Raw genomic sequence first — 26,317 nt, forward strand, 5'->3', positions numbered from 1 at the left:
ACTTCATCTTGAACGTCCGCTATCTCCAATTGCGAACTGGTGCTCAGGGCTCGGCTATTGGGGCAGGTGAGGCCCGCACAAATCCTCCACCAGCTCGCGTGCAAGGGAAATACACGACGTTTGCTCCACTTGGATGCGAACTAGGACTCTCGCGCTTGCAGGTGTGGTTAGGTTGGCCGCATGCACTTGCACTTCGACAGCTCCAGCGAGCGTTCCAGGCTCCGACCGACCCATGACATGGAAGTGCAACTGGTGCTCGTCCTGAGCATGCCGCCACTGGTCGCACGTGAGCTCGAAGCTCGTCGCAGGGTAGTTTGAGCGTCCATCGCGCCAGTAAAGCGCGTTCGGGTCGCTCTCAGTCCTCGCGTTATGTAGCCAATCTAAGTTCTTGTAGGGCCTGTCCAGGCCGTAACGATTCATCCCAAGTGGGTCGAAGATGTGCCGCATCGCCTTCCAACGCCCCTTCGGCGGTTCCGGTGGCTGGGGCAAGCGAGGAGGCCTCCCGTCTTCAGCGCTCTCCTCCCTCTCGTCGTCGTCTTCCGTCTTGGCAAAGAGCGCGATGTCTCCCTTGGCTTCGAATCGCACCAGCGAATCATCAGCTGGACGAGTACCTGTGTTCTTGATGGCCACAATCAGCTCGGGCCAAGCAACGGAGTTATTGAGCTTCTCGTGCAACAAGCTTAGATACTCACGGCATGAATCAAGCCAGTTCTCGTGCGCCGCCTTGTAGTTCTCGATCTCTTTCTCGGAAGCAGGCTCGAACATTTCCCGGCCGATGCCATAGAGTGCAGTGCCCCCCCCAGTCAGAGAGGCAGACCGGGGCGGCGCCTCTCTGGGGCCGAAGTCGCTTGCGACCGGATTCTCTTCGGCCAAGCAGGCCATCAGGCCTTCCACTTCCGCATCTGTTAGCGATGCGAAACACTGCATCGCAGCTTCTATTCGCTTCGACGCGGGCTCGATGACCGTCAACTCGAACTGCGGCTCAGCTTGCTTGTATCGTGCGAGCTGGTCGCGCAGTTCTTTCTCGCGCTTGTCGTTCTCGTCAGACTCTGGCTCAAGTAGCCAGTTCTCCGGCACCTCGACGAACTCGAGGCCCACCATGTTTGCGCTTGCCATAGGCCCTGTGTCGTTTGTCAACAAACGCACGGCAACATCCGGTCGAGCATTCTTGAATGCTAGGGCAATTCCTACGAACTGATCGTCGCGCTCGCTGTAGTCAAGGTCTTGAGCGGCGCTTTCGTCCCGTCGGAGGTCGTGGCGCAATATAAGTCGAACAGCAGGCGCGCGCTCGCGAAGAGCCTTCGGCTCGGCGAGCAGCTCGCGGATGACAGAAGAAGTGAGGCGCGAGCGCTTAGCCCTGCGAGTGTTTCCACCCTCTTTCAGCGCGTCGATTTCGCTCTGCACAGGCCTGCAGAGCACCACGTCTATCCGCGCGTAATCCGCGAACGGCGACCAGTCCACGTTCTCTAGTGGCTTGCATTGGAGGAACACGTTGGTGTCCGCGAAAAGGTAAAGGTCGGCGGAATTGCTCACTGGATGCTCAAAGGTGTTGTTCGCGCCAGTTTAAGCGGCTCGGGCTCGAGCTCGTCGCCCCACGCTACAGGCCACAGCCATGCAGCTCGTGGGTCTCTCACAGCTTCAGCTCAACGCAATTGCGAGACAATTGAATGCGACGCCGCGCAAGACGCTCGGTTTCCACACACCGGCTGAGATGTTCAGCGAATATGTTGTATCGACCGGTTGAATCCGCCGCCTGAAGTCGACTTTCAGCGGTTCCAGTCAGTCAGATTGTGGTGATTTCCCGGTAACGAGATGCTATAAAAGCCGTAGCTTGAATCGGAAGCGTGCCAATAGCGGGATTCTGCAAAACGAAAGACAGTGTCTTACAGAGTACGCCAGCCTATAAGGCCAAAAGTCATGGAGGAGGTTAGGCCTGGATTATGGAGAACATAGACGAACGCGATATCGACGCCGCTCGCTTTGAGAAGCAGATTTTGACTATCTGGCGCGGACTGCCTAGCCAGACACCAGCAGGAGGACTCAAACTCGCTGTATTTCTGCTGTTCACGCACCTGACCGCAGAACGCCCACAGTTCCCTTGGTCATGGGCCGATACAGAGACGACTGACGGCTTGGTGGAGGCCAAGTTTAGCGCCACCGCGTGGTTAGGTATTAGAGACGATGATGGAGCGCGGTCAGAATGGGGGCGCCTACCTCAACTCGCGCTGGATCAGCTACGTCACCTTGTATCTGATAGCGACAGTACCCTGGTGACCCTGAAGCGCTTGGATTTTCTTGTCACAAGCTTGGGGGTCATAAGGCACTCAAATAGCTGGGCACGGCGGGTAGAAAGCTTCGTCGCCGATTTTTCTCAGGGCTGGTCGGCTCGCGGCAGGTTAGTCGTCGACCTGAACACGATGACCTCTGGTGAACTCGGAGTGCGCCTCAATGACGTTGAGGCCGCCAACGATTACGTATTACCAGATGAACTTCAGCCCCATCTCTTCGAGGTCTGTCTTCGCCTTCGTGCTCATGGTGCGCGATTCAGTTTCTCCCGAGAACAGGGATCAGACAGTTCTTGGGTCAACGTTGGGGCAGCCTATAAGTTTGCTTGGCCAACTCGCAATCGCCTGACGAGGGACTCGTATGAGAGCGAGCGGCCCTTGCAACTCGGAGGCCTTGAGTTCGCTCAATGGTTCCTTGACGGCGGGGATGGCCTGCGCGTCACGATTGTGGTCCTTCCTACATCTGATCTACGAGCCAAAGGCTGGCGCGCGCAAGTTCGGCGTGATTTGCTACGGCGTAGGCGTGTTCTGGGTGTCGTAGATATTCCGGCTCGGGTTTCCGGTTCCGCACGACTTTCGATGATGATCATGGCGACCGAGCGGTCTAGTGTCGGTGATCCCGTCCTGATGATGAACGGTCGCGCGATCGACGGACTACGGGACGAACCTCTGGACCGCTTGGCGCGATTTCTCAGCGTCCCATTCATGGGGGCAATGATGCGTGACGGAACTAGCTCACGACGTCATGACGACTATCTTGGCGATGCGTTGTCAAATCGGGCTCGGAAGATGTATGGGTCAGACTCACGCGAAGTACCAGGACTTTTCCGCTACGTGATGTCGGAAGAAATTCAGGACAGCCAGCACGCGGTTCTCGACCCGTCTCAGTGGGTTCCGAAGCGTGAATCTATGGTCGCCAGCGATCTGCTGGATGGCTCCCCTGTATACAAGTTGCTGGAAGAAAGAGGACGAGCCTGCTGCGTGTACGTCATCGGCAACAACGGTGCAGGAAAGAGCATGCTCTTGCGTCAGCTTGCCAAGGCATATGGTAGTTCCGGGCGGCCCGTGCGTGCTATAGCCTCCGCGACCAGCGACAGATTCGAGTCCAGAATGGGGGCTACTGCCGACTACGTCTACTTGGGTGCGCGTACCAGCGAGACGTCCACGCAGCCACGTAGGCTTGGACGAAAGTTGGCAGAATTGATGGTCGCCATCCACGCCGATAGCGATAAAGTCACAACGGTGAACAGAGTCCTCGAGCAATTGTCATTCGAGGGTCAGCACTACCTACTGCCGGAGGCCGCTACCTCCGATGTCCTTGAATCTGTGCGTGCACTCGGTAATGAAGCCGCTCCAGCCAACCTGAGCGGATGGAAGCTAGGCTTTCGAAAAAAAAGTGAGAATTCGATTGTTCCCTTCGATCATCTCAGTACAGGCGAACAGCAATTGCTGCTTCTCACGGCACGGCTTGTTGAATACGCCCAACCCGGCGTTGTCTTTCTAGTCGATGAGCCTGAGACGAGCTTGCATGTCGCTTGGCAGCGAGCGCTGCCTTCGGTCTTTCAGACCATCAGTCGGGACTTCACCTGTCAGATTGTCATCGCAACGCACTCACCGATTCTGATTTCGACCTCACGCGGGAGCGACACCTTCCGATATATGGCAGACGGTGGTGTGCTAGAAGCCATCGGCGAGCAGGCCTCGAGCAGCGTCGAGCGAGTCCTTTTCCAGGGATTTGACACCTACACCGGGAACAACAGAGAGGTCCACGAACGCTGCGCCGAGTTGGTCTCGCGGGCGATCGAGCTTGTCAACACTGAGCGATCTGAAATGCTGCCGAACGTCTTGGATGAACTAGAGCAGATGGAGAAGAAGGTTGCTAGATCCGTCCCAGCGCTTGGCTTCGAGGTGCCAGCATTGCACCTTGATCTCATCCGAAAAGCTACGCTCGTAATAGCGGAACTGGCTCGCCCCAATCAATCCGAGGGGGCCAACCCGTGAACCCGTTGGTGATTGCGGAGAAGGATTTTGGAAAGAACGTGCTGACCTCAGTGGAGGCTCGCGCTTTCTATCGTGAATGGCGCAAACTCGCGTCAAGCAGAGCCGGGACGTGGTCAGCCATCCGAGATGCTAAGTTTACGGTAGCGGGCAAGAAGAGCTCCGGCATTGCTATCATTTCAGCGTTGCGCAGTCACCTTGCGGCGCTGCAGGCCGAACGCTGCTGCTACTGTCGGCGCCGTCTTGATGGAATCGCCTATGCGCGGCCCATCGAGCACGTCCTGCCCAAGGATACCTTCAATCAGTACACGTTCACATACCGAAATCTTGCCGTGGCGTGCTTCGACTGCAACCACGTCAAGACCAACGACAACTGGTCAAACTGGCCACCAGCGCGTAGGCGGTACCTCAAGGAAAAGAGCTGTGGTGGCTTCTTTCATGCCCGCCTCCATGAATACGACTCCCACGTCCGATATCTTCATCTGGAGACGAACGGCGCTGCGATCAGCGTCTACGCTGGCTTGACGCCGCAAGGACGGCACCTATGCGTCGAGCTACTGAGGAAGTCTTCGGAAAGAACCCTCTCGGTAAGCGCCAACCCACGATTCTCTGCGGCCATGGACAAGCTTCGTGGCCAAGTTCAGCAGATTGCTGCCACTCACGACGACGTCAAGTTGTTGGACTTCATGGAAGCACTGGAACTTGCCGCTGACCCGACGTGATCGAGGAACAGCCTAACGGCGCCGGTCTCGGATGTCCGCTTCATGGCAGTCTGGACGGCAAGGCGACCTGCTTTCATGGGTCAATAGTTGCCAGTGAGAAGTGTCCCATCGAAAGACCGGATTCAACCTCAAGCAGACCAGCCAATGTCAAAGTCGGCGTAGCAGCGTCAAGAGCCGGTCGGTGCCGGCAAGCCGGCTCACGGTTGGCTGGTTAAGCTGACATCCGATCCAGCCGCTGCTGCGGGCTTGAACGGCCGCTAAGCGAAGCACAGCTGACAAACTATCGCGATCGGGCGTGAGCACTGCTTGAAAGGCTGCTTCCCCTTGTCATGAACTCACAGTACCGACCCTGAAGCAACATTCGTGATGCCGGACTGGCAGCCGCAAAGCCGCCGGTCGGAAACTGGTTGAGGCCTTCGCGTTCAGCACGGATATCCGTCTAGCAGTGCTGGCAGTCGAATACTTGGCCGAGGTTGCCACGGGTGGGCAGTCAGCTGCCTGGGAAGCGTCCAAACGGACCAAACACTACGCGGACGAACTCTTTCCTGCGCGAACGTCCTGACTTGACAGCGGACCGAGAGCGTGCGAACAAGCAAGCTCGCTCATAGGGAGCAGGTCAGCTCCCGACGCCGGTTAGGTCCCAAGCTCGGGATCGTCAATTGTCTTGATGATTGCCAAGGACCTTGGATGCCTGATAATCTCAGTTTGGGTGGGGCGCAGGCATGCGGACGGAAGAGTTCTCGCATTGGCGCTGGGTTGAGAACATCTGGTGCGGTGGGGAGCGATGCTTGATTCGAATCGGGTACTTCTCGCGGTCGTGGGGCTGTTTGCGTCTCCGCTTCTAGTTGCTGCGGAGGAAGGCAACTCACTTTCGGGCGACACGCTTTGGGTTGCCGAGCGCTCTCCATACAAGTTCGCAGCCTTTGACTGCGCGCGACAGGTCGCCACGCCGTCTCGAATCGTGGTTCGGGGCGTGGTTGAGCTTCACCATCCCGACGACAAGTCAGACTCACGCGTAGCGCCTGAAATCACAGTTAGGTGCGACCAAGTATTTTTCGAACCCGGCTCGAAGTTGCTTACGCGGGCGGGCCTGCGTATTCGAGCGGAACAGACCCTAGGCGGTGCGATCGTGATTGAGAGCAATCGCGGCGCGAAGGGTGCAGACGCATCGGAAGGCTCGGTCATGGCCTATGGCCCGGCGGAGAACGGGGGGCCAGGCAGTAGTGGCGCGAACGGTGAAGATGCCCGAGTCGACTTAGCTGGTATCCGCCCTAGCAGTGCCGGACAGCCTGGCGGGCGAGGAAATGATGGAACCCCCGGGCGAATCGGTGTTGCCGGCTCCAACGGTGTCGGGGGCAGCGATGGCTCTGCAATTTCACTTCTGGCCGTGTCTTTCGCGCCGGGAACCACGATTCACCTGATGAGCCGTGGCGGTGACGGTGGAAAAGGCGCACCTGGCGGCCAGGGCCAGCCAGGCGGGAACGGCGGTGACGGCGGGCCCGGAGGCCGGGGCGGACGAGCCAACGAGGTTCTCGTAGGCAGCCCTGGCGGCCACGGAGGCGATGGTGGCGCCGGTGGTAGTGGCGGCAAGGGTGGGGACGGTGGTAGTGGCGGCCAAGGCGGCAACCTAACGGTGTTGCTATTGGTGAAGGATCCAACCACCGCTGGTGCCCCACCGGCAGAAGTGGAATTTCATAACGAGGGTGGGCGTGGAGGCGATCCTGGCCTTGGCGGGTCCCCTGGGCCAGGCGGTCGCGGTGGCAGAGCAGGGGTGGGTGGCTCTGGCGGGCAACAAGGCTACGCGTGGGCTGGAACGATCAATCTTGGCGCCGGTGCATCAGGTCAATCAGGGGCTGCAGGGCAATCTGGTCAAGCAGGGGCTCTTGGCCTGTATGGCAGAGACGGAGCAGCCGGGCGCCGTGGTACGTCGAAGTTGGCAATGATCTTAGAAAGGTAAGGGCAATCGCAATGACTAGTTTTCAAGGTCTTCATCTGGCGCGCTCCTTTTCTACTTTTCGCGCCTTTGCTGTTGCCCCAAGTCAAGTCCTGCCGATATCGGAAAGTTCCCTGGATCATCCTTATCCAAGGGTTCATCGTTCTGGGGCAATGCTTGTAATGCTAGTTAGTACGCTGCTCGGTGCAGCCAGCAGCGCGTTTGCCCAAGCCCAGATTTCATGGGGACCCGAGCGGTCGCCATATAAGTTCTCGACATTCGATTGCGATAAGCAGGCCCAAAAGATTGGGCTCATTTTGATACAGGGGGTGATCGAAATTCAGCATCCCGACGACGGCCCAAATGTGGCATCCCCGCCTGAGGTTGCCATTCGTTGCGACAAATTCATCTTCAGCAAGGACTCGAAAATTCTGACTCGTGCGGCGCTCTCAATTCGTGCGGAAACCTCCATAACTGGAGCCGTAAACATTGAGAGCAAGCGCGCGACCAACGGGGCCGATGGCACCGTGGACCAAGCGATCTACAACATCGTGAAGCGGCGCTCTGGCGACAATGGTGGGAATGGCAATAAGGGTCGAAACGCGCAGACTGATCTACAGGGAAACTGGAGCAGTGAGCGAGGCGGAAATGGCGGAAGAGGTGGTGATGGTGAGCATGGATCAACTGGTTCAGAAGGAGCCTCTGGTAAGCGCGGCACTAGCGGAGCGCCTATAACCCTCAGGGCTGGCACCTACGGCGGAGGTACCACCATCACCCTGAGTAGCCCCGGTGGAGAAGGAGGCAAAGGGACCCGCGGCGGTCAGGGCCAATACGGGGGTGACGGGGGCAACGGGGGCAACGGTGGTGACGGTGGTAACGCCAACGAGGTGCACTCGGCAAGCAATGGCGGCGATGGAGGTAACGGAGGCGACGGGGGAAATGGCGGGAATGGCGGCAAAGGCGGTGATGGTGGCGATGGCGGCGACGGCGGAAACATTTCTATTCTTCTGATCGTCAAGGACAAAGGAAGCCCCGGTACCCCGCCATCCGAGTGGGACATGTTGAATGAGGGTGGAAAGGGCGGAGAACCTGGCTTAGGTGGTGCGCCGGGCGCAGGTGGGAAGGGAGGCAAGCTCGGCTCTGCCGGTTGCGGAGGTGCGGGCAAGAACTGGGGTCCAGTCCAATGGAACGGATCCGGCAGCTGTGGCGGGCCTGGCTCTCCAGGTCGCGACGGTCGGGACGGGCAGGCTGGTCCCGCTGGTGTTTACGGTCGCGATGGACGTCCCGGTCGAAAGGGAACTTGGGTCTGGGGATACGTTGACGAGTCAACTGGAGCAGCCAAATGATCGCCAAGTACTTCCAACGTGTTGCCGGAGTGGGCCTGGTGGTCGGGCTAGGCATTTCGGCCGCCCTTGCAGCCGATGACCTGCGTTCTCTGTCGGTCCCCTACAAGGCCGATTCCGCAATTACGCTGGGTTCTGGCCTCGATATTGATTTGGTCAATCAACAGCGCGATAACTGCTTGGAGTTCAATGACGCCGATATCAAATGGCTGGATACCGACGGAGCAATTGCGACCACAGCTAGCATGGAGTTAGTGAGTGACTATAAGTCGCTCGCAAAGACATTGGATCTAGAGGTCGACTATAAGTCGAAGGCAGATGTGAGCATCGCTAAGCTAAAGGCGGGTGGTAGCCTCGATCTCAATTTGAAGTATTCGGACTTCGCAAAGGATGAGACGCGTTCTGTAGCGATTGTGGTCAAAGCCTATAGCGACTACGGTAGGCGTGGCTTACGCAGCTATCCGCTAAAGAAGGAGTTCCGAGACTTAATTGAGCAGGGCAAATCCGACACATTCCGACAGCGATGTGGCACTCACACTGTGGTTGCTGAGCATCGGAATGCGATGGTCGCCGTAGTCATTACCCTTACAGAAGTCACCGCCTCATCGAAACGAGCTTTCGAGGGAATGTACAAGAAGCACTTCGAGGTCGAAGGGCCGGTGAAGATTGCCACCGTTAAGGCAAGCTCGGACTTCACAACAAAGTGGAAGAGCTTGGTTGAGTCTGCTTCTCGTCTGGGGCGGCTCGATGTGAAGTTTGAATCGCGTGGTGGTGCGGGGATCCCCGATGCCACCAAATTAGCGATCACCGGTGACCCCACGAAAGTGGATCAAATTCTTGCGGCATTGGGAACCGTGGGGGAAAGCTTTACCCGCGAGAAGGCAGCTCCGGTCGAGTACCTGCTATTGGCAAACACTGCGCTGGGCGCAAAGATTAAGGTGGCAGATGCCTCGAAGCTCGATGCCCTGAACGGCTACTATCTACAGTTGGCGAAGCTTGACTTTGCGCTGAAGCGCATTGGCGACTACAAGCAGACCTTTCCTCAAGTATACGAGGCGCAATATACAAAACCCTTGTTGTCTTTGCGGCAGCAGCGGAACCAGTTGGTCACCGCCATCGAGGCCTGTGTTGTCAACGACCAATGTTCCTACAAATTGCCGGCGGAACTGGCGGTGCTTTTTGTTGAGGACATTGTTGCTCCCGAATCGGTAACACTAGATTGCTCCTACAAGCGATTTGACAGTGGAGATGGTCAGGTCAAAGTCAACGTGCTGACGAATGCTGCTGTGGTGATGCGAGCAAAGGCACGTCTGACGGAGTATGTCGCATTGCCCGTTGCGCTCCTGTCAAGGTTTGGCCCAGAAGCAGACGGTGAGCCGTTGAAAATGTCGACGACCTTTCAGGCCTTCGCGATGAGTGCGCCCGCTGCAGACGGTTTTGTTCGGGTGCTGGCACAGCTAGATAATCAGATATTTCGGCCTGAAGTGACGGCGAGCGCCGGCACGGTTGCAATAACTAATCTAGACGCGTTACAGGCGAAACATCAGAGGCTGCTTAGTTCAGTGTACGCGATCGAGATGCAAGCGAAGAACGGTATGTTCATTCGCAATACCGTTGGGCCGCCATTTGGAGGAAACTGCCCAGTTCAAAAACCTGCACTCTAGCGAGGTGCAGTTGAGAGCTTCCACTGAAAAGAGGCCTGTTTCTGTCACGCCTCTTAGATCTTGAACTCAAGGAATAATGGTCATGTATTCGCGCAGGCGCTTACTATTCGGGCTGCTTTCACTTCCCGGTATTGTCTGGGCAGACTTATACGACGACTATATCAATAGTGTTTCCAAAAGACCCTTTGTCTCATTCTTGGGGCGCAAAGGTTCATCTTCGACTATCGGCCATGCTTTTGTCGGTGTAGGAGTGGAGTTGGATGCAGGCCTCCTTCTTTATGAACGATTCTTCGGCTTGTATCCGAAAGATGGTGCTTTGGAGGGCATAAAGAGCTCATTTGGGCCTGCGACCGGGAAGATCGATCGCACTTGGGATGATTTAGCCTGGGACACCGAACTCAGACGGTTTATCGACGATCAACAGAAATCAGCCGTGCTCGTTCACTTTAGTGAATGGAGCGCTACGCCTCCTAAGTACTCGCTCACTGGGAATGGAGGAATCAACTGCAATGGACTAGTTTCCGCAGTGGCCAAGACCGTTCAACTCAAGGTTCCAGACGGTGCCGGCTCCACACGGCCCTGGAAGTTCATAGAAGCGCTGAAGGATCTCAATCCATAGAAACGAGGCGAGATTCCCTCGTCGGGAAAGCTTAAGGTTTAGACAGGGTGGTTATAGCGTTGCGCACTGCGCGAACCGCTTGGAGATTTGAATCGTGCGATGGATCAGTGATCGGACTTAGCGCTTTCACGTCGCCAGGATCGATGATTGGGGTCCCATCGGCTCCGATGCGCACCAGAAAAGTATATTGCCCCGAAATTTTCTTGTATTCGACGCCATTCAGTAGTGATGGAACGGGTACACAAGGCGTTGACCAACTTTGCCGCGTGTATTCGCCGATATAGGAAAGGGCTACTTGGGTGCCGTCCGCACGAAATGCCGCAGTCATTCGCGTAAACTGAATATTGGCCTCTACCGTGTCCCCTTTGCAACCCGTCTTTATCCCAAAGGTCTTGACGTCAACCCTTCGATCTTCGGAAGCTGTAGCGGAAGGGGGAACGCTCAGACGCTCTAGGCCTTGCAGTCCCGCAGCCTCGACCGACGCTACAGGCGCGGTGCAGAATAGGACGGCGGCTGTCGTTCGATAAATCTGCAATTTGCTGCGGTTAGGAATCTGCATTTTGGCCTGCTAGCTACGGTAGATTATTCTTGATGCGTCCGAGGTTGCCAGCGAAACCCAAGCGGGCTCCCTCTCCGCCAGCCCCGCCTTGGTTCTCAATTTGCATTTCGGCGGGGGCGTTTCCCCCAGATCGAACGACGATGGCAACGTCGCCGCCATCTCCCCCTCGGCCGCCAATAGCAGCAGCGCCGCCGAATTGGACTACGCCTGCCGCGCCGCCCATACCGCCGCGAGCGTAAATCTTGACCGATGCCCCTGGGGCAAAGGTCCCGGTCAGCAGGGTTACGTCACCAGCATTTGCGCCGTCGCTGCCATTTGCGCCCGCGCTTCCTGGCGCGCCGCTGACACCCCGAGACGAATGAATGGTCACAGGACCGGTAATTCGTTCCGCTGTGAATTGCAGGCTTGCAGGGGCACGAATCATGGAGCCTGCTGCAAACACGATATGCGCGCACCGCACGAATATGATTGGGCCGCGCCCTTGTGCCACCCGGTCTAGGCCGTCGGGATGCCTTAACTCGACCGGTCCCTCGACGACAAGCTGGCCGGCGCCTTGCGCAGCGCAATCAATCTGGCTGAGCACGTATGGTGCCAGTGAGTTCAAGCGGATCTGAGCGCCTGGCGAAACTTCCAGCTGTGCTTGACCGAAGGCAGAACACACGACTAGCCCACACACTGGGGCCGCAACGATGAGGCGCACGGCTTTCCTTCTCTCTGACAACTGCCGTGGCGGGCAGCAATTTGCTGTTCGCCACAAGCGTCGCTGGCGTGACGGTAGCCTGCCATGACGAGAGTCGGGTGTAAAGGCGATCAGCTGGGGACGGTAGCCTGTTGACGCAAGCAGGGTGTCGGCCAGACGGCGGGTATGCAGTGGTCGCTCACTAGATGTTGCCGACGTCTTCCTGGATTGCGGCCTCCTGGCCCGCGGCTTCCTGCGGTTGCGCTGCGGCGAGTGCGATCACGACAAGCTGCTGGCGTTCAGCTACAAGCGACGGGGCTTCTGTCCTTCACGCGGCGCGCGGCGCATGTCGCAGACCGCGGCGCACCTCGTCGACCACGTCATACCGCATGTGCCGGTGCGGCAGTGGGTGCTGTCGCTGCCGATCCCGCTGCGCCTGCTGCTGGCCGCACAGCCCGAGCCGGTCACGCCGGTGCTGCAGGTGGTGCAGCGCGTGGTCACGCGGCACTTGCTGGCCGCTGCCGGGCTCTTCGCTGACGAAGGCCACGGTGGCGCTGTCAGGCAGATCCAGCGCTTCGGGTCCGCCGCCAACCTGAACATCCACCTGCACTACCCTGGGCGCGTGTACCGCTGCGGCGCCGATGGCGTACCCGAATTCATCGAGGCGGGTGCGCCGACCGACGACGAGCTCGACGCGCTGCTGCACACCATCATTGTCCGGCACATGTAGATGCTCACCTGCCGGGGCGTGCTGGTCGAGGACATGGGCCAGACCTAGCTGACCGAGCCGGATGCCGACGGCGAGGAGTCGCGCACGCTGCGGCCTCTACAGGCCGCGGCCCATCACTTACCGCATCGCCTTCGGCCCGCGCGCCGGGCAGAAGGTGCTGACGCTGCGAGGCACGATGCCGCGCGAGGGCCGGGCCCGCCAGCAACGTCCAAGGGCGTTCGCTGATTTCCAGCGAACGCCCTTTTTCATTGGTAAAACAGGTACTTACGGTGCATGGACATGCGCTGTAGTTCGCTGGTAGCAACAGCTAAACCGGGGAATGGATGGGGGAACAAACCTGAAAATTCACCGACTGCGCCCAGTTGTTCCCCCGTTTCCTTCGGAGGCTATTGCATCCTTGCATTCCAAGACTCTTTCCAGAAACTGCTGCACCGAAAGATCCTTGTTTGCCTCCCAGGGGTTGGTGTGCTGACCATCGATGTCCTGGGAAATATCGGCAATTGGGTGCGATAGATTGGTCGGCAGGTGCTGTTAGCCTGCGGCGAGAGCCGCGAGGTTCGAAAAAAATAGCCCGCACGAGGCGGGCTAAATCATTGCATCACTCGCACAGGGGAGGGGCGAACCGCCAGATTTGACGGTAGGTGCATCCTAAGCCCGGTTCCGATTGGTGTGCGATGGGCGGGTCAGTAAATCGTGAAATATGTCCGGTTTACACGGGCCTCCGACGTGTCACCAGGGTTTGAAGGTTTTAGCGCGACGAACAAAACTCCCCTGGCGGCCGCCCGTCTTGTTGTACGGCTTGTTCTGCCTGTGAAGGAACGCCTAGCCCGGGTCGCTGCGCTAGGTGTTGTTCGCCCTCTTGGCTGCAGTGCCGCTTGTTCCAAGCATCGCAATCGCAGCGTTGTGAAGATGGGTTTTGGGTCTACGGACCGTATCGCCAAGCGGCGCAAGTTGTCACTGGACGACGCAGCCTGATTAGATCGCGAGGTTGTAGCTTCGTGTATCAATTCTTGAGCCTCAGGGGCTCACGCCGCACAATGCACGCTCGTTCACGCCGGAGGCCACCATGCCAATGGAGTACTTGAGGGCGCTGGAGCGCGACGCGCTTCCCCTGATTGAATCGGATGTCGTCAACATCGACAAGCTGCGCATCCTGCGAGCGGCTGGAATGGTGGAGGTGCAGCTTCCACCCGTCGATTCACCCCATCAGAAAGCGCAGGTGCTGTATGTCACTGGCCTCGGTTGTGCGACCCTGCGAGCCTGTGGAGCCAGCGTCAAGACACACCACCGGGAATCGCATTGCGATCTGGAGTCTTCCTACGACTGAGGGCCCTGGTGGGGGGATTCCTGGAAAAGCTCTAGGCACCGGGAGAAATCGTCCTACAGAGTGTTGCGCTGCACCAGAAGGGCCATAGTCGCAGGCCAAAAATACGATGAAGCATCTGTATTGCTGGCACGGCCAGACGAAAGGTGCATATGAGCAGTTGGTACAAATTGGCGCTTGGCAACGACGATGAGGCCTTTGAGCCTGCCTTGCGAATCCAGCAGATGTTCATGTCGAAGTTCTTGATGTGTCCTCCTGGTTCTGGCAGGGCACTTTTTTCTTGCTACGACAAGGCGAACGACAACCTCTGGCTGTACTTTTCCCCTGCAGCGCAGGACATCGCATTGCGTGTGTATGCACAGCCGTGTGATTCCCCGACAGCACTGGACTGCATTGGTCTGCTGGCCGGTGAAGGCGATGCGCTCGGAATGGGGGAGTCTCCTTTGCTGAAAAAGGCGGCGTAGTCCTCTTCCGGACAATGGCACTTGCAAAGCCGGCCTCTTGGTCTTACGCACTTGACGTGTATGCGCTGTCCCACATCCGTGTTCTCTGGGCTCTGACATGCGCTCGTGCATGGGCATGTGCCAATCTTTTTACCGGCCTTCATCGGAGCGGCCTGAGGAGTAAGTATGTTGTCCTACGATCCCACGCTTTCTCACCACCTGGAAGCTTGCCCAGAGGCTCCCTCTCTGCAGATGGGCCAGCCCGCAGCCAGGCTCTTGCAACGCCAGCAAACCGACAACCTGCCTCTGGGCCGCAGCGATAGTCACGGCCTGGAGCGGGAGTTGCAGTTTGCCGATCTGGACTGTCAAGAGCCGCAGGCGATGGGCTGATGACTTTTCGCCTGCAAATGGGTGGTTGCGGAGCAAAGCGATGTCGGTGCTGACACTGCACATCCGCCCGGAAGGTGCCCAGCAGTATCTGGCAAGGGTGTTCGACGGAAAAATTCTGGTCGGTGTTCCGACCTTGCACCCCGGCATCAAGGAGGCGATAGAGGCGTATGGCTTGGGCCAAGGCTTCGCGGGGGTGATTGCCTTCCATATCTGGTATGGCGGCTGGAGCGTCGGCACCATACCACTCGACCGGATGCGGACTGAGGCTGCCGAGTTGGCAAATCGCCTTGTTGTGCTTTCCGCCGTGGTCCGTTAAGGGCACTCGCAGCTATGTTGCAGGCTGGTGGGTGGCATAGCACGGGGGGTGAAACAAAATGAAATAAACCGAAACTGCGTCGAGACCCCATCGACTGGGTCTGTCGGCACCATCAGGGGCATGTTCAACACCGTCCATGAAAGGACTGCACCATGAAACCCTGGATCAAGAAAACCCTGATGGGCATCTTCGGCGCCTCCATTGCCGTGGGCGGCTTGACGGCCTGCTCCAGCAGCCACCATCACCGCGGCCCGATGAGCCCCGAGAAGATGACCGAGGTGCGTGGCAAAGTGGTGGAGCGCGTCAGCAGCAAGCTGGACCTGAACGAGGCGCAAAAGCTCAAGCTCAATGTGCTGGCTGACAAGATGGAAGCCCAGCGGGCAGCTTTCATCGGCAAGACTGCGGACCCGCGCACCGAAATGCAGGCCATTGTGGCGGGCGCCAAGTTTGACCGCGCGCGGGCGCAGACCTTGCTGGATGAGAAAACCCGCGCGGTCCAGGCCAACAGCCCCGAAGTCATCAGCGCACTGGCCGATTTCTACGACAGCCTGAACCCCGACCAGCAGCAGAAAGTGCGCGAGATGATGCAGAGGCGCAAGGGCTGGATGGCGCGCGGCTGATGGCGGGGGGCGTTCACATGTCTCCTACGCTGGAACCCATCCACCGCCTGGCACAGGGCGTGCGCAAACATGGGCCTGCGCTGCTGGCGGGCATGCCCGACCCCCACGACGAGTTAATGTCGCTGGTCTGGGGGCCGCGTTTTGACCGCGAGCATGCGCTGGGCCTGGTCGCTCGCCAGCCTGCAGCCGCAGCGCAGACCCTGCCTGCGCTGCTGGCCGCCGCAGACCACTTTGACACGCTGCATTCCGGTGCCCAGGGCCGCCTGCGCAAACTTATCGTGCGACACCGCGCATTGCGTGTGGTGGACACCGCTCGGGGGCCCGCCCACGGAGCGGATGCCTGACGGTGTGAGAATTGCGCATGCACCGCATCCTGCTTATTGACGACGACGCGCAGCTGGGCCCGCCACTGGCCACCTACTTCCAACGGTTCGAGCTGGAGTTGATCCATGCCCTCAAACCGAGCGACGGGCTCGCCCAGCTGGCGACAGGCGGATTTGATGCCGCCATCCTGGATGTCATGCTGCCCGAAATGGACGGGTTTGAGCTGTGCCGCACCATTCGCAAGCAGGGCGATCTGCCCATCGTGATGCTGACCGCCCGGGGCGAGGTGATGGACCGGGTGGTGGGGCTGGAGCTGGGAGCCGATGACTACCTGCCCAAGCCTTTTGAGCCGCGTGAATTGGTGGCTCGACTGCAGACCGTGCTGCGCCGCCGCCGGGCCAGCGCGCCCGGGAACGGCTCGGGTGCCACGTTGGAGTTTGAAGGCCTGAGCATTGATGCAGCCCGCCGCAGCGTGTTGCGCCAGGGGGTGGCGTTGGAGCTGACGGGCACCGAATTCGACCTGCTGCACCTGTTGGCCCGGGAGCCTGGCAAGGTGTTCAGCCGCGACGACATCCTCAACCAGCTGCGCGGGCATGAGGCCGAGCTGTATACGCGCGCGGTCGATATTGTGGTCAGCCGCCTGCGCAAGAAGCTGGAGCCGCTGGACTGCATCAAGACGTTGCGCAACGCGGGCTATTCGCTGGCACTGCGCAGGGCGGCCAGTGCTCCGCCTGGTGCCCCTTCTTCGGCATCGACCTGGCCATGAAGCCCTCCGATTCACAGCTCGGGCACGATCCCGCCTGCCCATGGCACCGACGTGCGCGCGATGCCGTCGGGTATTCGCTGCGCATCCGCCTAGTGCTGGTGTTCATGGCACTGGCCGTGACCGTGGCCGTGGTCTTCATGGGTGGCATGCAGAAGGTGGTTGCTCTGGGCTGGAAGGAGGCCGCACGTCCGCTGCTGATGGACTATGTGGACCGCCTCACCGCTGAGATTGGCAGCCCGCCCAGCATCGAGCGGGCACAGGCCATAGCCGACCGGCTTCCGGTGACGCTGCGCATCGACGGGCCGCAGATCCACTGGGATTCGCACCCCGATCGGCCGCGCCCGGACTGGATGAGTGACAAGGTCCAGCGCCAGGACCACTGGAGCCGCGATGACACCGGCTACCGCCTTCTGCAGCGCACCACGGCCGATGGCCACCACATCGAATTCGGGCTGAACGCGTTATCGTGGGACAAGCGCCCGCGCATCGCCTGGGGCACGCTCACGGTGTTGCTGTTGCTCACAGCGCTGGCCTTTGTGTATGTGCGCCACCTGTTGCGGCCCCTGGACGACATCCGGCATGGTGCGCGGCGCTTTGGCAATGGCGACTTTGGCGAACCTATTCCGGTGCGCCACGCGCACCGGCCCGATGAGCTGGGACAGCTGGCGGGCACCATCAACACCATGGGCGAAGACATCCACCAGATGCTGGAGGCCAAGCGGGCGCTGCTGCTGGCCATGAGCCACGAGCTGCGCAGCCCCCTCACACGGGCGCGCTTGAACACCGAGCTGTTGCCCGAATCGCCCGATGTGCTTGCCCAGCGCGCAGCCCTGATGCGCGACCTGGGTGAAATGGCACGGCTCATTACCGACTTGCTCGAAAGCGAGCGCCTGGCCGGGCGTCATGCGGCCCTGCACCGCGAGCCCACTGACCTGGCCGAGCTGGCGCGTGAGGTGGTGGCGGAACTGGAAGTGCGCCACCCTGGGGCAACAGCGATCACGCTGCTGGTGCCCGGCACTTTGCCCACCTGCATGCTCGACCGGTCCCGTGTGCGCCTGCTGATGCGCAATCTGCTGGACAACAGCCTGCGCCACAACGACCCCGCAGCCCAGCCGCCGCAGATCGAACTGCGAATGAACGAAGGCGTGGTGGAGATCGAAGTGCGGGACCACGGCCCCGGCGTGCCGCCTGCGCATCTGCCGCATCTGGCCCAGGCGTTCTACCGCCCCGACACGGCGCGCCAGCGCACCACAGGGGGGGTAGGGCTGGGGCTGTATCTGTGCCGCCTGGTCACGCAGGCCCACGGCGGCACCCTGCTGGTGCGCAATGCGGAACCGGGCCTGAGAGTCACGGCGCGCTTGCCGTGTCCTGACGGTGCGGCACAGGCAACTGCTGGCGCGCCAGGCTGAGCGCGGCGCAGTCCACGCCGATATCTGGCGCACACGGTTGGTGCGCTTGTGGCCTGCATCGAGATGGCGCAACGGGTGCTGCTCCAACCCGCCCTGGCAGCCCTGTGCTTTGCGGTAGGTGTCAAAATAATGCCTGAAATGGCTGCTAGTGCTTTATGGGTAAGCGCTAATAGCTATTATTTTAATAGTGAAATTGCCAGGCCCATGGAGACCCAAGCCGCCTAGCCAGATCAGCTGGCCCCGATCTTGCTCAACCCTGGCACTACCTCCGCACATGGTGAGGGCCTAGCGTTTACCCTGTATATACAGGTATGCTCCGGCTGTCATCATGGCAATCGGCACGCAGGCGTCCCGGCTGGGTGGGCCAACGAACTTTCTTCACACAGGAGCAGATGATGACTCGATCGGTTGCGAAATGGACGTCGCTGGCAGCGGCAACGGCATGCGTGATGGCACTGGCCGCACCGGCCCAGGCGCAGGACACCAAGATTGTGCTGGGCATGTCCGGCTGGACGGGCTTTGCGCCGCTCACCCTCGCCGACAAGGCCGGCATCTTCAAGAAGAACGGCCTTGATGTGGAGATCAAGATGATCCCGCAGAAGGACCGCCACCTGGCCCTGGCCTCCAAGTCCATCCAGTGCGCTGCCACTACGGTCGAGACGCATGTGGCCTGGAACGCCAACGGCGTGCCCATCGTGCAGATCTTCCAGATGGACAAGTCCTACGGCGCCGACGGCATTGCGGTGCGTGGCGATATCAAGAGCTTTGCAGATCTCAAAGGCAAGACCATCGGCGTGGATGCGCCCGGCACCGCGCCTTACTTCGGCCTGGCCTGGATGCTGAGCAAGAACGGCATGAGCCTCAAGGACGTGAAGACCACCACGCTGTCGCCCCAGGCGGCCGCGCAGGCCTTCGTGGCGGGCCAGAACGACGCCGCCATGACGTATGAGCCCTACCTGTCCACCGTGCGCGACAACCCCGCCTCGGGCAAGATTTTGGCCACCACGCTCGACTACCCCATGGTGATGGACACCGTGGGCTGCGACCCCACCTGGCTCAAAGCCAACGGCAAGGCCGCGCAGGCGCTCGCCAACTCGTACTTCCAGGCGCTCGACATGATCAAGGCCGACCCGACCAAGTCCAACGAAATCATGGGCGCTGCGGTCAAGCAGACGGGCGAGCAGTTCGCCAAGTCGTCGTCCTTCCTGCGCTGGCAGGACAAGGCTGCCAACCAGAAGTTCTTTGCGGGCGAACTGCAGGCTTTCATGAAGGACGCCACGGCCATCCTGCTGGAGGCCGGCATCATCCGCAAGGCGAATGAGGACCTGGCGGTCACCTTCGACGCGAGCTTCATCAAGTAAGAAACTGGAAGAAGAACGCGCCATGTCTGCCGTGCAACCCCTGTCCGTTACCGCGCCAAAAGCCCCTGTGCGGCGGCGTTCACTGGCTCCACTGGAGCCTGTGAGTGCCCGCGCCCGTTGGTTGCTGGGCTTTGGTTTTTTTGTGTTGTTTGTGCTGGTGTGGGCGTTTTTCACGCTGGGCGGCTATGTGTCGCCCACGTTTTTGGCCAGCCCCGTCACGATGGCCAAGGAGGGCTGGCTGCTGTTTGCAGAGTATGGCTTTCACAAGGACATCGGCATGACGGTGTGGCGTGTGTTCGGCGGCTTCATCCTGGCCGCAGTCATCGCCGTGCCGCTGGGCATTGCCATGGGTGCTTACAAGGGCATCGAGGCGTTCTTTGAGCCCTTCATTTCGTTCTGCCGCTATCTGCCAGCCTCGGCCTTCATCCCGCTGCTGATCCTGTGGGCGGGCATTGGCGAGGCTCAGAAGATCCTCGTCATCTTCATCGGCTCGGTCTTCCAGATCACGCTGATGGTGGCCGTGACCGTAGGCGGCGCGCGGCGCGACCTGGTGGAGGCTGCCTACACCCTGGGTGCGGGCCACAAGGGCATCGTCACGCGGGTGCTCATCCCCGGTGCTGCCCCCGACATTGCGGAAACCCTGCGCCTGGTACTGGGCTGGGCCTGGACGTATGTGATCGTGGCCGAGCTGATCGGCTCATCGAGCGGCATCGGCCACATGATCACCGACAGCCAGTCGCTGCTCAACACCGGCCAGATCATCTTCGGCATCATCGTAATCGGCCTTATCGGGCTGGTGTCCGACTTCGCCTTCAAGGCCCTCAACCACCGGCTGTTTGCCTGGAGTTTCGTGCGATGAGCTCTGTTTCCATTCAAGCCGTCTCGCGCGTTTTCGAGACTGCCAAGGGCCAGCGCACGCAGGCGCTGCAACCGGTGGACTTTGAAGTGCGGGACAACGACTTTGTGACCATCCTCGGTCCCTCGGGCTGCGGCAAGTCCACGCTGCTGCGGATCGTCGCGGGGCTGGACCATGCCACCAGCGGCCGCGTTCTACTGGATGGCGCGCCGGTCGAAGGCCCCGGCGCCGAGCGCGGCATGGTCTTCCAGAGCTACACGCTGTTCCCCTGGCTCACCATTGAGCAGAACATCCGCTTTGGCCTGCGCGAGCGTGGCATGCCCGAGGCGCAGCAAAAGGAGCGCGCCGCGTACTTCATCGCCAAGGTCGGCTTGCGCGGCTTCGAGCAGCACTTTCCCAAGCAGCTGTCGGGCGGCATGCAACAGCGCACCGCCATTGCGCGCGCGCTGGCCAACGACCCCAAGATTTTGCTGATGGACGAGCCCTTCGGCGCGCTGGACAACCAGACCCGCGTGCTCATGCAAGAGCTGCTGCTGGGCATCTGGGAGGCCGAGCGCAAGACGGTGCTCTTTGTCACCCACGACATCGACGAAGCCATCTTCATGGCCAACCGCGTGGCCGTGTTCAGTGCCCGGCCCGGCCGCATCAAGACCGAGCTGGCGGTGGACCTGCCTCACCCGCGCCATTACACGATCAAGACCAGCCCCGAGTTCATGGACCTCAAGGCGCGCCTCACCGAAGAGATCCGCGCCGAATCCATTGCGGCGGACCTGCACTGACCTGAACCCGCACACCCCATGAGCGCCCGTCCATTCCGCCGCACCGCAGCCACTGCACCGCGCAGGGCCACGCCCGCCAAGGCCGTGGCCGCCGTGGCTGCGCCCGCGCAGGCCATGGCGCTGTACGAGCAGGTCAAGGACCACATCTCGCGCAAGATCCAGGAAGGCATCTGGCGCGCGGGCGACCGCCTGCCTTCCGAGAACGAGTTGGTCACCCAGTTCGGTATCTCGCGCATGACGGTGAACCGCGCGCTGCGTGAGCTGGTAGAGCAGGGCCGCATCGTGCGCGTGGCGGGCGTGGGTAGCTTTGTGGCCGAAGACAAGCCGCAGTCCACGCTGCTGCAGATCGCCAACCTCGCGAGCGAGATCCGCCAGCGCGGGCACGACTACCGCTGCGACGTGCTGGCGGTAGAGCGCATCTCGGCAACGCTCGAAGTGGCCGCCGCGCTGGACCTGCGCACGGGCGAGTCGGTGTTCCACTCGCTGTGCATCCATCGCGAAGACGGCCTGCCTGTGCAGCTCGAAGACCGTCACGTGAACCCGCGCCAGGTGCCTCAGTTCGCCGCGCAGGACTTCACGCTGCTGCAACCCTCCGAGTACCTGGTGCGCAACGTGCCCTTCGACCAGATCGAGCATGTGGTCGATGCCGTCATGCCCACTGCGGAGCAGGCCACGCTGCTGGAGATGTCGCCGCAGGAGCCCTGCCTGCTGCTCACCCGCCGCACCTGGTCGCGTGGCGTACCCATCACCGTGGTGCGCTGCCTGCACCCCGCCACCCGCTACCGCCTGGGCAGCCGCTTCCGAGCCGACGGTAACCCCGTCGCCGGTTGAATATGAAGCACCCCCTGAGTCGCTTCGCGCCTTCCCCCTCAAGGGGGACGACACCCTCACTGCGGGGCGGCCCTTGCTCGGTGTCTCTCGCGGGTGCCGTGGCAGTTCTACCCGCATCGGGATTGGCTGACAGGATTTGAAGAACAAAGTAACGCTGTTTATTTTTCGCTTGTACCTACTTGTATATACAGGATCAACGCCATGACACAGAACGCATCTCCCATCACCCTGCACCCCGGCCGCGTCACGCTGGCCGAGCTGCGCCACATCCACGCTGGCCCCGTGCAACTGGTGCTGGACGCGGCGGCCCGCGCGGGTTTGCAGAAGTCCCTGGCCACGGTGCAGCGCATCGTGGACGAAGACCAGGTGGTTTACGGCATCAACACCGGCTTCGGCAAGCTGGCCAGCACCAAGATCGCCCATGAGCGCCTGGCCGAGCTGCAGCGCAACTTGGTGCTGTCGCACAGCGTGGGCACGGGCGATGCGCTGCCCGACGATGTGGTGCGCCTCATCCTTGCGACCAAGGCCATCAGCCTGGCGCGTGGCCATTCGGGCATCCGGCCCGAGATCGTGGATGCGCTGCTGGCCATGGCCAACGCCAATGTGCTTCCTGTTATTCCGGCCAAGGGTTCCGTCGGCGCATCGGGTGACCTGGCGCCGCTCGCCCACCTGGCCTGTGTGCTGATCGGGGAAGGGCAGGCCAAGGTGGATGGCAAGGTGGTGCCCGGTGCCGAGGCCATGCGCTCCATCGGTTTGCAGCCGTTTGTGCTGGGTCCCAAGGAAGGGCTGGCGCTGCTCAACGGCACGCAGGTGTCCACCTCACTCGCGCTGGCCGGGCTGTTTGGCGCGGAGAGCGTGTTTGCTGCAGCGCTGGTCGCGGGCTGCCTGTCACTCGAAGCCATCAAGGGCTCGGTCAAGCCCTTTGATGCGCGCATCCACGAAGCGCGCGGCCAGGCCGGGCAGATTGCCGTGGCGGCCGCTGTGCGCGCCTTGCTCGACGGCAGCGCCATCGACCCATCGCACCCCAACTGCGGCCGCGTGCAAGACCCGTACTCCATTCGCTGCGTGCCGCAGGTGATGGGCGCGTGCCTGGACAACCTGCACCACGCCGCGCGCGTGCTCACCATCGAGGCGAACGCCGCGTCGGACAACCCCCTGGTGTTCGACAACGGCGACGTGATCTCCGGCGGCAACTTCCACGCCGAGCCGGTCGCCTTTGTGGCCGACATCATTGCGCTCGCCGTGGCCGAGATCGGCGCCATCTCCGAGCGCCGTCTGTCGCTGCTGCTGGACCCGGGCCTCTCGGGCCTGCCGGCTTTCCTGATCCGCGACAGTGGCGTGAACTCCGGCTTCATGATCGCCCAGGTCACCGCCGCCGCGCTGGCGGCCGAGAACCAGTGCCTGGCCAACCCCAGCAGCGTGACCAGTCTGCCCACATCGGCCAACCAGGAGGACCATGTCTCCATGGCCACCTACGGCGCACGCCGACTGGGCGACATGGTGCGCAACGCGGCCGTGATGGTGGGCATCGAGGCCATGGCCGCTGCGCAGGGCATGGAGTTCGACCGCAGCTTGAAATCCTCTCCGCTCGTCGAAGCACAGTTCGCCGCCATCCGCGAGCGTGTGGCCTACCTGGAGCAAGACCGCTACCTTGCCACCGACATCGAAGCCATGCGCGCATGGGCCCAGCAGTCCCCCTGGCCTGCCGCGCTCACGCAGTGCCTGCCCAGCTTCGCCTGATTTTTTCCACGCACACCCACTGATTCACAGGAGCCCACCATGAACGCCAACGACGCCATCATCGCCGCCGCCTCCAACACCGACCCCCGCCACGACGCCAGCCGCGTGATCCGCGCGCCGCGCGGCACAGAACTCACCTGCAAGAGCTGGCTCACCGAAGCGGCCTATCGCATGATCCAGAACAACCTGGACGCCGAAGTGGCCGAGCGCCCGCAAGACCTGGTGGTGTACGGCGGCATTGGCCGTGCCGCGCGCAACTGGGAGTGTTTTGACCAGATCCTCGCGTCGCTCAAGGACCTGAACGACGACGAGACCCTGCTCATCCAGTCCGGCAAGCCCGTGGGCGTGTTCAAGACCCACGCCAACGCGCCGCGCGTGCTGCTGGCCAACTCCAACTTGGTGCCCAAGTGGGCCAACTGGGAACACTTCAGCGAGCTGGACCAGAAGGGCCTGTTCATGTACGGCCAGATGACCGCCGGCAGCTGGATCTACATCGGCACGCAGGGCATCGTCCAGGGCACGTACGAAACCTTTGCCGAGGCGGGCCGCAAGCACTATGGCGGGTCACTCGAAGGCAAGTGGATACTGACCGCAGGCCTGGGCGGCATGGGCGGCGCGCAGCCGCTGGCCGCCACCTTTGCGGGCGCGGTGTCGCTCAACATTGAATGCCAGCAAAGCAGCATCGACTTCCGCCTGCGCACGCGCTACGTGGACAAGCAGGCACGTGACATCGACCACGCGTTCGAGCTGATCCATCAGCACACCGCAGCCAAAGAGGCGGTGTCGATTGCGCTGCTGGGCAACGCCGCAGAAATTCTGCCGGAGCTGGTGCGCCGCGCCAAGGCCGGTGGCCTCAAGCCCGATCTGGTGACCGACCAGACCTCGGCCCATGACCTCGTCAACGGCTACCTGCCCGCAGGCTGGACGGTGGCGCAGTGGCGCGCCGCGCAGCAGGACGTGACCCAGCACGAGGTGCTGAAGAAGGCTGCAGCCAAGTCCTGCGCCGTGCACGTGCAGGCCATGCTCGACTTCCAGCACATGGGCATCCCGGTGGTGGACTACGGCAACAACATCCGCCAGGTGGCGTTTGACGAAGGCGTGAAGGACGCATTCGACTTCCCCGGCTTTGTGCCCGCGTACATCCGCCCGCTGTTCTGCGAAGGCAAGGGCCCGTTCCGCTGGGTGGCCCTGTCGGGCGACCCGGAAGACATCCGCAAGACCGACGCCAAGATCAAGGAGCTGTTCCCCGAGAACAAGCATGTGCACCGCTGGCTCGACATGGCGGGTGAGCGCATTGCCTTCCAGGGTCTGCCCGCACGCATCTGCTGGCTGGGCCTGGGCGAGCGCCACATCGCGGGCCTGGCCTTCAACGAGATGGTGAAGAACGGCGAGCTGAAGGCCCCCATCGTGATCGGCCGCGACCACCTGGACACTGGCAGCGTGGCCAGCCCCAACCGCGAGACCGAAGGCATGAAGGACGGCACCGACGCCGTGAGCGACTGGCCGCTGCTCAACGCGCTGCTCAACACCGCAGGCGGCGCCACCTGGGTGAGCCTGCACCACGGCGGCGGCGTGGGTATGGGCTACTCGCAGCACTCGGGCATGGTCATCGTGGCCGATGGCACCGATGCCGCAGCCGAGCGTCTGGCGCGCGTGCTGGTCAACGACTGCGGCAGCGGCGTGATGCGCCATGCCGATGCTGGCTACGAACTGGCGGTGGAGACGGCCAAGAAGCAGGGCCTGAAGCTGCCCATGGTGAAGTGAAGGGGCGAGGGAGGAAATGACAGGAATGTGAAAAAAGGGAACTGCATTCCCAGTCGTTGGGAATGTTGGGTTTGAATGCCGCTGCAATCCTTTGATACTGAGTCCATGCCCACCCGTGGACCCACCTCCGTTGCTGCTGCCGACCGTGTTTTGCACGTGCTGGCGGTGCTGGCGCAACATGGGCAGCCCATGTCGGCGGCCGAGTTGATGGAGGCCACGGGCCTGGCGCGCAGCACGCTGTACCGCCAGTTGGCGCGGCTCAAGCAGTGGGGCTTTGTGCTGGAGAGCAGCGGGCACTACGCGCCCGGGCCGCTGAGCCTGCAACTGGCCCTGGGCTTTGACATGGCGTCGCACCTGGTGCACCACGCGCGGCCGGACATGCAGGCCCTGGCCCGGCAGTCCCACGAAAGCGTGGGACTGGTGGTGGCCGTGAATGACAGCGTGGTGTGCCTGGACATGGTGGACAGCACGCAGGCCCTGCGCTGCTCGTTTGAAAAAGGGCGCAGCGTGCCGCTGCGCGCGGGTGCCTCCGCCAAGTGCCTGCTTGCCCATGTGGCACCGGCTACGCGCAATGCCATTCTGGACCTGCACTACGGCGCAGACACTGCTGAGCGCCAGGCGGCGCTGACCGAGCTGGAGGGCATTGCCAAGGCGGGTTACGCCGTCAGCTCCGGCGAAGTGGATGCCGGTGTCTGGGGCGTCAGCGTGCCCGTGTTCGGTTCTCCGCGGCAGGCCGCCGGAGCCATCACCCTGATGGCCCCGATCTTGCGGGCCCAGGGGCAGGAGACCGCACTCACCGGCATGGCTGTCGTCGCCGCAGCGCGCATCTCCCGCCAGCTCACTTCTCCCTGATTTCCCTCAC

At 61.3% G+C, this 26,317-nt stretch carries 24 protein-coding genes; 21 read left to right on the forward strand and 3 right to left on the reverse strand.

All coding sequences use genetic code 11. The features are described from left to right. Positions 1 to 54 precede the first annotated feature (54 nt). Complete coding sequence (locus C8C93_RS05070) at positions 55 to 1,533, reverse strand: PIN domain-containing protein (protein WP_121506115.1); 1,479 nt, start codon at positions 1,531 to 1,533, stop codon at positions 55 to 57. 79 nt (positions 1,534 to 1,612) lie between these two features. Between C8C93_RS05070 and C8C93_RS25340 the strand changes: the two genes are divergently transcribed. The 3 genes from C8C93_RS25340 (at position 1,613) to C8C93_RS05085 (ending at position 5,005) form a co-directional block, all read left to right on the forward strand. Then, on the forward strand, positions 1,613 to 1,744 hold the full coding sequence (locus C8C93_RS25340) for a hypothetical protein (protein ID WP_370108240.1): 132 nt from the start codon (positions 1,613 to 1,615) through the stop codon (positions 1,742 to 1,744). 196 nt (positions 1,745 to 1,940) lie between these two features. Continuing rightward, positions 1,941 to 4,286: an AAA family ATPase gene (locus C8C93_RS05080; protein WP_121506116.1), complete on the forward strand. Its 2,346-nt coding sequence runs from the start codon at positions 1,941 to 1,943 to the stop codon at positions 4,284 to 4,286. Next, positions 4,283 to 5,005 (forward strand): HNH endonuclease, encoded by a 723-nt coding sequence (locus C8C93_RS05085; protein ID WP_121506117.1) that lies wholly within the window; start codon positions 4,283 to 4,285, stop codon positions 5,003 to 5,005. The genes C8C93_RS05080 and C8C93_RS05085 overlap by 4 nt, the downstream gene beginning before the upstream one ends. Before the next feature lie 1,375 nt (positions 5,006 to 6,380). Here C8C93_RS05085 and C8C93_RS05090 read toward each other — a convergent pair. Then, positions 6,381 to 6,623, reverse strand: a complete 243-nt coding sequence (locus C8C93_RS05090; protein ID WP_121506118.1) for a hypothetical protein — start codon at positions 6,621 to 6,623, stop codon at positions 6,381 to 6,383. 1,657 nt (positions 6,624 to 8,280) lie between these two features. Here C8C93_RS05090 and C8C93_RS05100 point away from each other — a divergent pair. Both C8C93_RS05100 and C8C93_RS24925 read left to right on the forward strand, forming a co-directional pair. Continuing rightward, on the forward strand, positions 8,281 to 9,945 hold the full coding sequence (locus C8C93_RS05100) for a hypothetical protein (protein WP_121506120.1): 1,665 nt from the start codon (positions 8,281 to 8,283) through the stop codon (positions 9,943 to 9,945). 82 nt (positions 9,946 to 10,027) lie between these two features. Then, positions 10,028 to 10,564 carry a hypothetical protein gene (locus tag C8C93_RS24925; RefSeq protein WP_147433730.1) on the forward strand — a complete coding sequence of 179 codons (537 nt, stop codon included), beginning with the start codon at positions 10,028 to 10,030 and terminating at the stop codon, positions 10,562 to 10,564. A gap of 31 nt (positions 10,565 to 10,595) precedes the next feature. Here C8C93_RS24925 and C8C93_RS24930 read toward each other — a convergent pair whose 3' ends face one another. Next, positions 10,596 to 11,123 (reverse strand): hypothetical protein, encoded by a 528-nt coding sequence (locus tag C8C93_RS24930; RefSeq protein ID WP_147433731.1) that lies wholly within the window; start codon positions 11,121 to 11,123, stop codon positions 10,596 to 10,598. An 845-nt stretch (positions 11,124 to 11,968) separates the two neighbouring features. On the opposite strand from C8C93_RS24930, the gene C8C93_RS05105 reads away from it, so the two are divergent. The 16 genes from C8C93_RS05105 to C8C93_RS05180 all read left to right on the forward strand — a co-directional run bounded on the left by C8C93_RS05105 (position 11,969) and on the right by C8C93_RS05180 (position 26,307). Next, a complete protein-coding gene (locus C8C93_RS05105; protein WP_121506121.1) occupies positions 11,969 to 12,532 on the forward strand; it encodes a transposase zinc-binding domain-containing protein in 564 nt (187 codons plus the stop codon). 1,066 nt (positions 12,533 to 13,598) lie between these two features. Further along, positions 13,599 to 13,859, forward strand: coding sequence for a hypothetical protein (locus C8C93_RS05110; protein ID WP_121506122.1), 261 nt, complete (start codon positions 13,599 to 13,601; stop codon positions 13,857 to 13,859). A gap of 149 nt (positions 13,860 to 14,008) precedes the next feature. Beyond that, positions 14,009 to 14,320 (forward strand): hypothetical protein, encoded by a 312-nt coding sequence (locus C8C93_RS05115; RefSeq protein ID WP_055394110.1) that lies wholly within the window; start codon positions 14,009 to 14,011, stop codon positions 14,318 to 14,320. Between the two features lie 165 nt (positions 14,321 to 14,485). Continuing rightward, on the forward strand, positions 14,486 to 14,689 hold the full coding sequence (locus C8C93_RS05120; protein WP_121506123.1) for a hypothetical protein: 204 nt from the start codon (positions 14,486 to 14,488) through the stop codon (positions 14,687 to 14,689). A 40-nt stretch (positions 14,690 to 14,729) separates the two neighbouring features. Further along, a complete protein-coding gene (locus tag C8C93_RS05125; RefSeq protein ID WP_121420404.1) occupies positions 14,730 to 15,005 on the forward strand; it encodes a hypothetical protein in 276 nt (91 codons plus the stop codon). 152 nt (positions 15,006 to 15,157) lie between these two features. Then, on the forward strand, positions 15,158 to 15,625 hold the full coding sequence (locus C8C93_RS05130; RefSeq protein WP_055394104.1) for a Spy/CpxP family protein refolding chaperone: 468 nt from the start codon (positions 15,158 to 15,160) through the stop codon (positions 15,623 to 15,625). Between the two features lie 17 nt (positions 15,626 to 15,642). After that, complete coding sequence (locus C8C93_RS05135) at positions 15,643 to 15,969, forward strand: hypothetical protein (RefSeq protein ID WP_121420402.1); 327 nt, start codon at positions 15,643 to 15,645, stop codon at positions 15,967 to 15,969. A 17-nt stretch (positions 15,970 to 15,986) separates the two neighbouring features. Further along, complete coding sequence (locus tag C8C93_RS05140; RefSeq protein WP_121506124.1) at positions 15,987 to 16,715, forward strand: response regulator transcription factor; 729 nt, start codon at positions 15,987 to 15,989, stop codon at positions 16,713 to 16,715. After that, entirely contained in the window at positions 16,712 to 18,124 is a 1,413-nt protein-coding gene (locus tag C8C93_RS05145) for a HAMP domain-containing sensor histidine kinase (RefSeq protein ID WP_121420400.1), read from the forward strand. The genes C8C93_RS05140 and C8C93_RS05145 overlap by 4 nt, the downstream gene beginning before the upstream one ends. 395 nt (positions 18,125 to 18,519) lie before the next feature. Then, positions 18,520 to 19,485, forward strand: a complete 966-nt coding sequence (locus C8C93_RS05150; RefSeq protein ID WP_121422772.1) for an ABC transporter substrate-binding protein — start codon at positions 18,520 to 18,522, stop codon at positions 19,483 to 19,485. A 22-nt stretch (positions 19,486 to 19,507) separates the two neighbouring features. Then, positions 19,508 to 20,344, forward strand: coding sequence for an ABC transporter permease (locus tag C8C93_RS05155; RefSeq protein ID WP_121506125.1), 837 nt, complete (start codon positions 19,508 to 19,510; stop codon positions 20,342 to 20,344). Continuing rightward, positions 20,341 to 21,120 (forward strand): ABC transporter ATP-binding protein, encoded by a 780-nt coding sequence (locus tag C8C93_RS05160; RefSeq protein WP_121506126.1) that lies wholly within the window; start codon positions 20,341 to 20,343, stop codon positions 21,118 to 21,120. The genes C8C93_RS05155 and C8C93_RS05160 overlap by 4 nt, the downstream gene beginning before the upstream one ends. An 18-nt stretch (positions 21,121 to 21,138) precedes the next feature. Next, the gene (gene hutC, locus C8C93_RS05165) at positions 21,139 to 21,951 is read left to right on the forward strand and encodes a histidine utilization repressor (protein WP_121506127.1); all 813 of its coding nucleotides are present in this window, start codon (positions 21,139 to 21,141) and stop codon (positions 21,949 to 21,951) included. A gap of 201 nt (positions 21,952 to 22,152) precedes the next feature. Then, positions 22,153 to 23,691 carry a histidine ammonia-lyase gene (hutH, locus tag C8C93_RS05170; RefSeq protein ID WP_121506128.1) on the forward strand — a complete coding sequence of 513 codons (1,539 nt, stop codon included), beginning with the start codon at positions 22,153 to 22,155 and terminating at the stop codon, positions 23,689 to 23,691. Between the two features lie 39 nt (positions 23,692 to 23,730). Then, complete coding sequence (gene hutU, locus C8C93_RS05175) at positions 23,731 to 25,455, forward strand: urocanate hydratase (protein WP_121506129.1); 1,725 nt, start codon at positions 23,731 to 23,733, stop codon at positions 25,453 to 25,455. 105 nt (positions 25,456 to 25,560) lie between these two features. Next, a complete protein-coding gene (locus C8C93_RS05180) occupies positions 25,561 to 26,307 on the forward strand; it encodes an IclR family transcriptional regulator (RefSeq protein WP_199726983.1) in 747 nt (248 codons plus the stop codon). Positions 26,308 to 26,317: the final 10 nt, after the last annotated feature.

Origin of the sequence: Acidovorax sp. 93, assembly GCF_003633835.1 — a bacterium.
Classification (GTDB): Bacteria; Pseudomonadota; Gammaproteobacteria; order Burkholderiales; family Burkholderiaceae_C; genus Acidovorax; species Acidovorax facilis.

Excerpts from the sequence above, each read along its gene's own strand:
- C8C93_RS25340 (WP_370108240.1), top strand. The coding sequence starts at position 1,613 with ATGCAGCTCGTGGGTCTCTCACAGCTTCAGCTCAACGCAATTGCGAGA.
- C8C93_RS05080 (WP_121506116.1), top strand. The coding sequence starts at position 1,941 with ATGGAGAACATAGACGAACGCGATATCGACGCCGCTCGCTTTGAGAAG.
- C8C93_RS05100 (WP_121506120.1), top strand. The coding sequence starts at position 8,281 with ATGATCGCCAAGTACTTCCAACGTGTTGCCGGAGTGGGCCTGGTGGTC.
- C8C93_RS24925 (WP_147433730.1), top strand. The coding sequence starts at position 10,028 with ATGTATTCGCGCAGGCGCTTACTATTCGGGCTGCTTTCACTTCCCGGT.
- C8C93_RS24930 (WP_147433731.1), bottom strand. The coding sequence starts at position 11,123 with ATGCAGATTCCTAACCGCAGCAAATTGCAGATTTATCGAACGACAGCC.
- C8C93_RS05110 (WP_121506122.1), top strand. The coding sequence starts at position 13,599 with ATGCCAATGGAGTACTTGAGGGCGCTGGAGCGCGACGCGCTTCCCCTG.
- C8C93_RS05115 (WP_055394110.1), top strand. The coding sequence starts at position 14,009 with ATGAGCAGTTGGTACAAATTGGCGCTTGGCAACGACGATGAGGCCTTT.
- C8C93_RS05120 (WP_121506123.1), top strand. The coding sequence starts at position 14,486 with ATGTTGTCCTACGATCCCACGCTTTCTCACCACCTGGAAGCTTGCCCA.
- C8C93_RS05125 (WP_121420404.1), top strand. The coding sequence starts at position 14,730 with ATGTCGGTGCTGACACTGCACATCCGCCCGGAAGGTGCCCAGCAGTAT.
- C8C93_RS05130 (WP_055394104.1), top strand. The coding sequence starts at position 15,158 with ATGAAACCCTGGATCAAGAAAACCCTGATGGGCATCTTCGGCGCCTCC.
- C8C93_RS05135 (WP_121420402.1), top strand. The coding sequence starts at position 15,643 with ATGTCTCCTACGCTGGAACCCATCCACCGCCTGGCACAGGGCGTGCGC.
- C8C93_RS05140 (WP_121506124.1), top strand. The coding sequence starts at position 15,987 with ATGCACCGCATCCTGCTTATTGACGACGACGCGCAGCTGGGCCCGCCA.
- C8C93_RS05145 (WP_121420400.1), top strand. The coding sequence starts at position 16,712 with ATGAAGCCCTCCGATTCACAGCTCGGGCACGATCCCGCCTGCCCATGG.
- C8C93_RS05150 (WP_121422772.1), top strand. The coding sequence starts at position 18,520 with ATGACTCGATCGGTTGCGAAATGGACGTCGCTGGCAGCGGCAACGGCA.
- C8C93_RS05155 (WP_121506125.1), top strand. The coding sequence starts at position 19,508 with ATGTCTGCCGTGCAACCCCTGTCCGTTACCGCGCCAAAAGCCCCTGTG.
- C8C93_RS05160 (WP_121506126.1), top strand. The coding sequence starts at position 20,341 with ATGAGCTCTGTTTCCATTCAAGCCGTCTCGCGCGTTTTCGAGACTGCC.
- hutC (WP_121506127.1), top strand. The coding sequence starts at position 21,139 with ATGAGCGCCCGTCCATTCCGCCGCACCGCAGCCACTGCACCGCGCAGG.
- hutH (WP_121506128.1), top strand. The coding sequence starts at position 22,153 with ATGACACAGAACGCATCTCCCATCACCCTGCACCCCGGCCGCGTCACG.
- hutU (WP_121506129.1), top strand. The coding sequence starts at position 23,731 with ATGAACGCCAACGACGCCATCATCGCCGCCGCCTCCAACACCGACCCC.
- C8C93_RS05180 (WP_199726983.1), top strand. The coding sequence starts at position 25,561 with ATGCCCACCCGTGGACCCACCTCCGTTGCTGCTGCCGACCGTGTTTTG.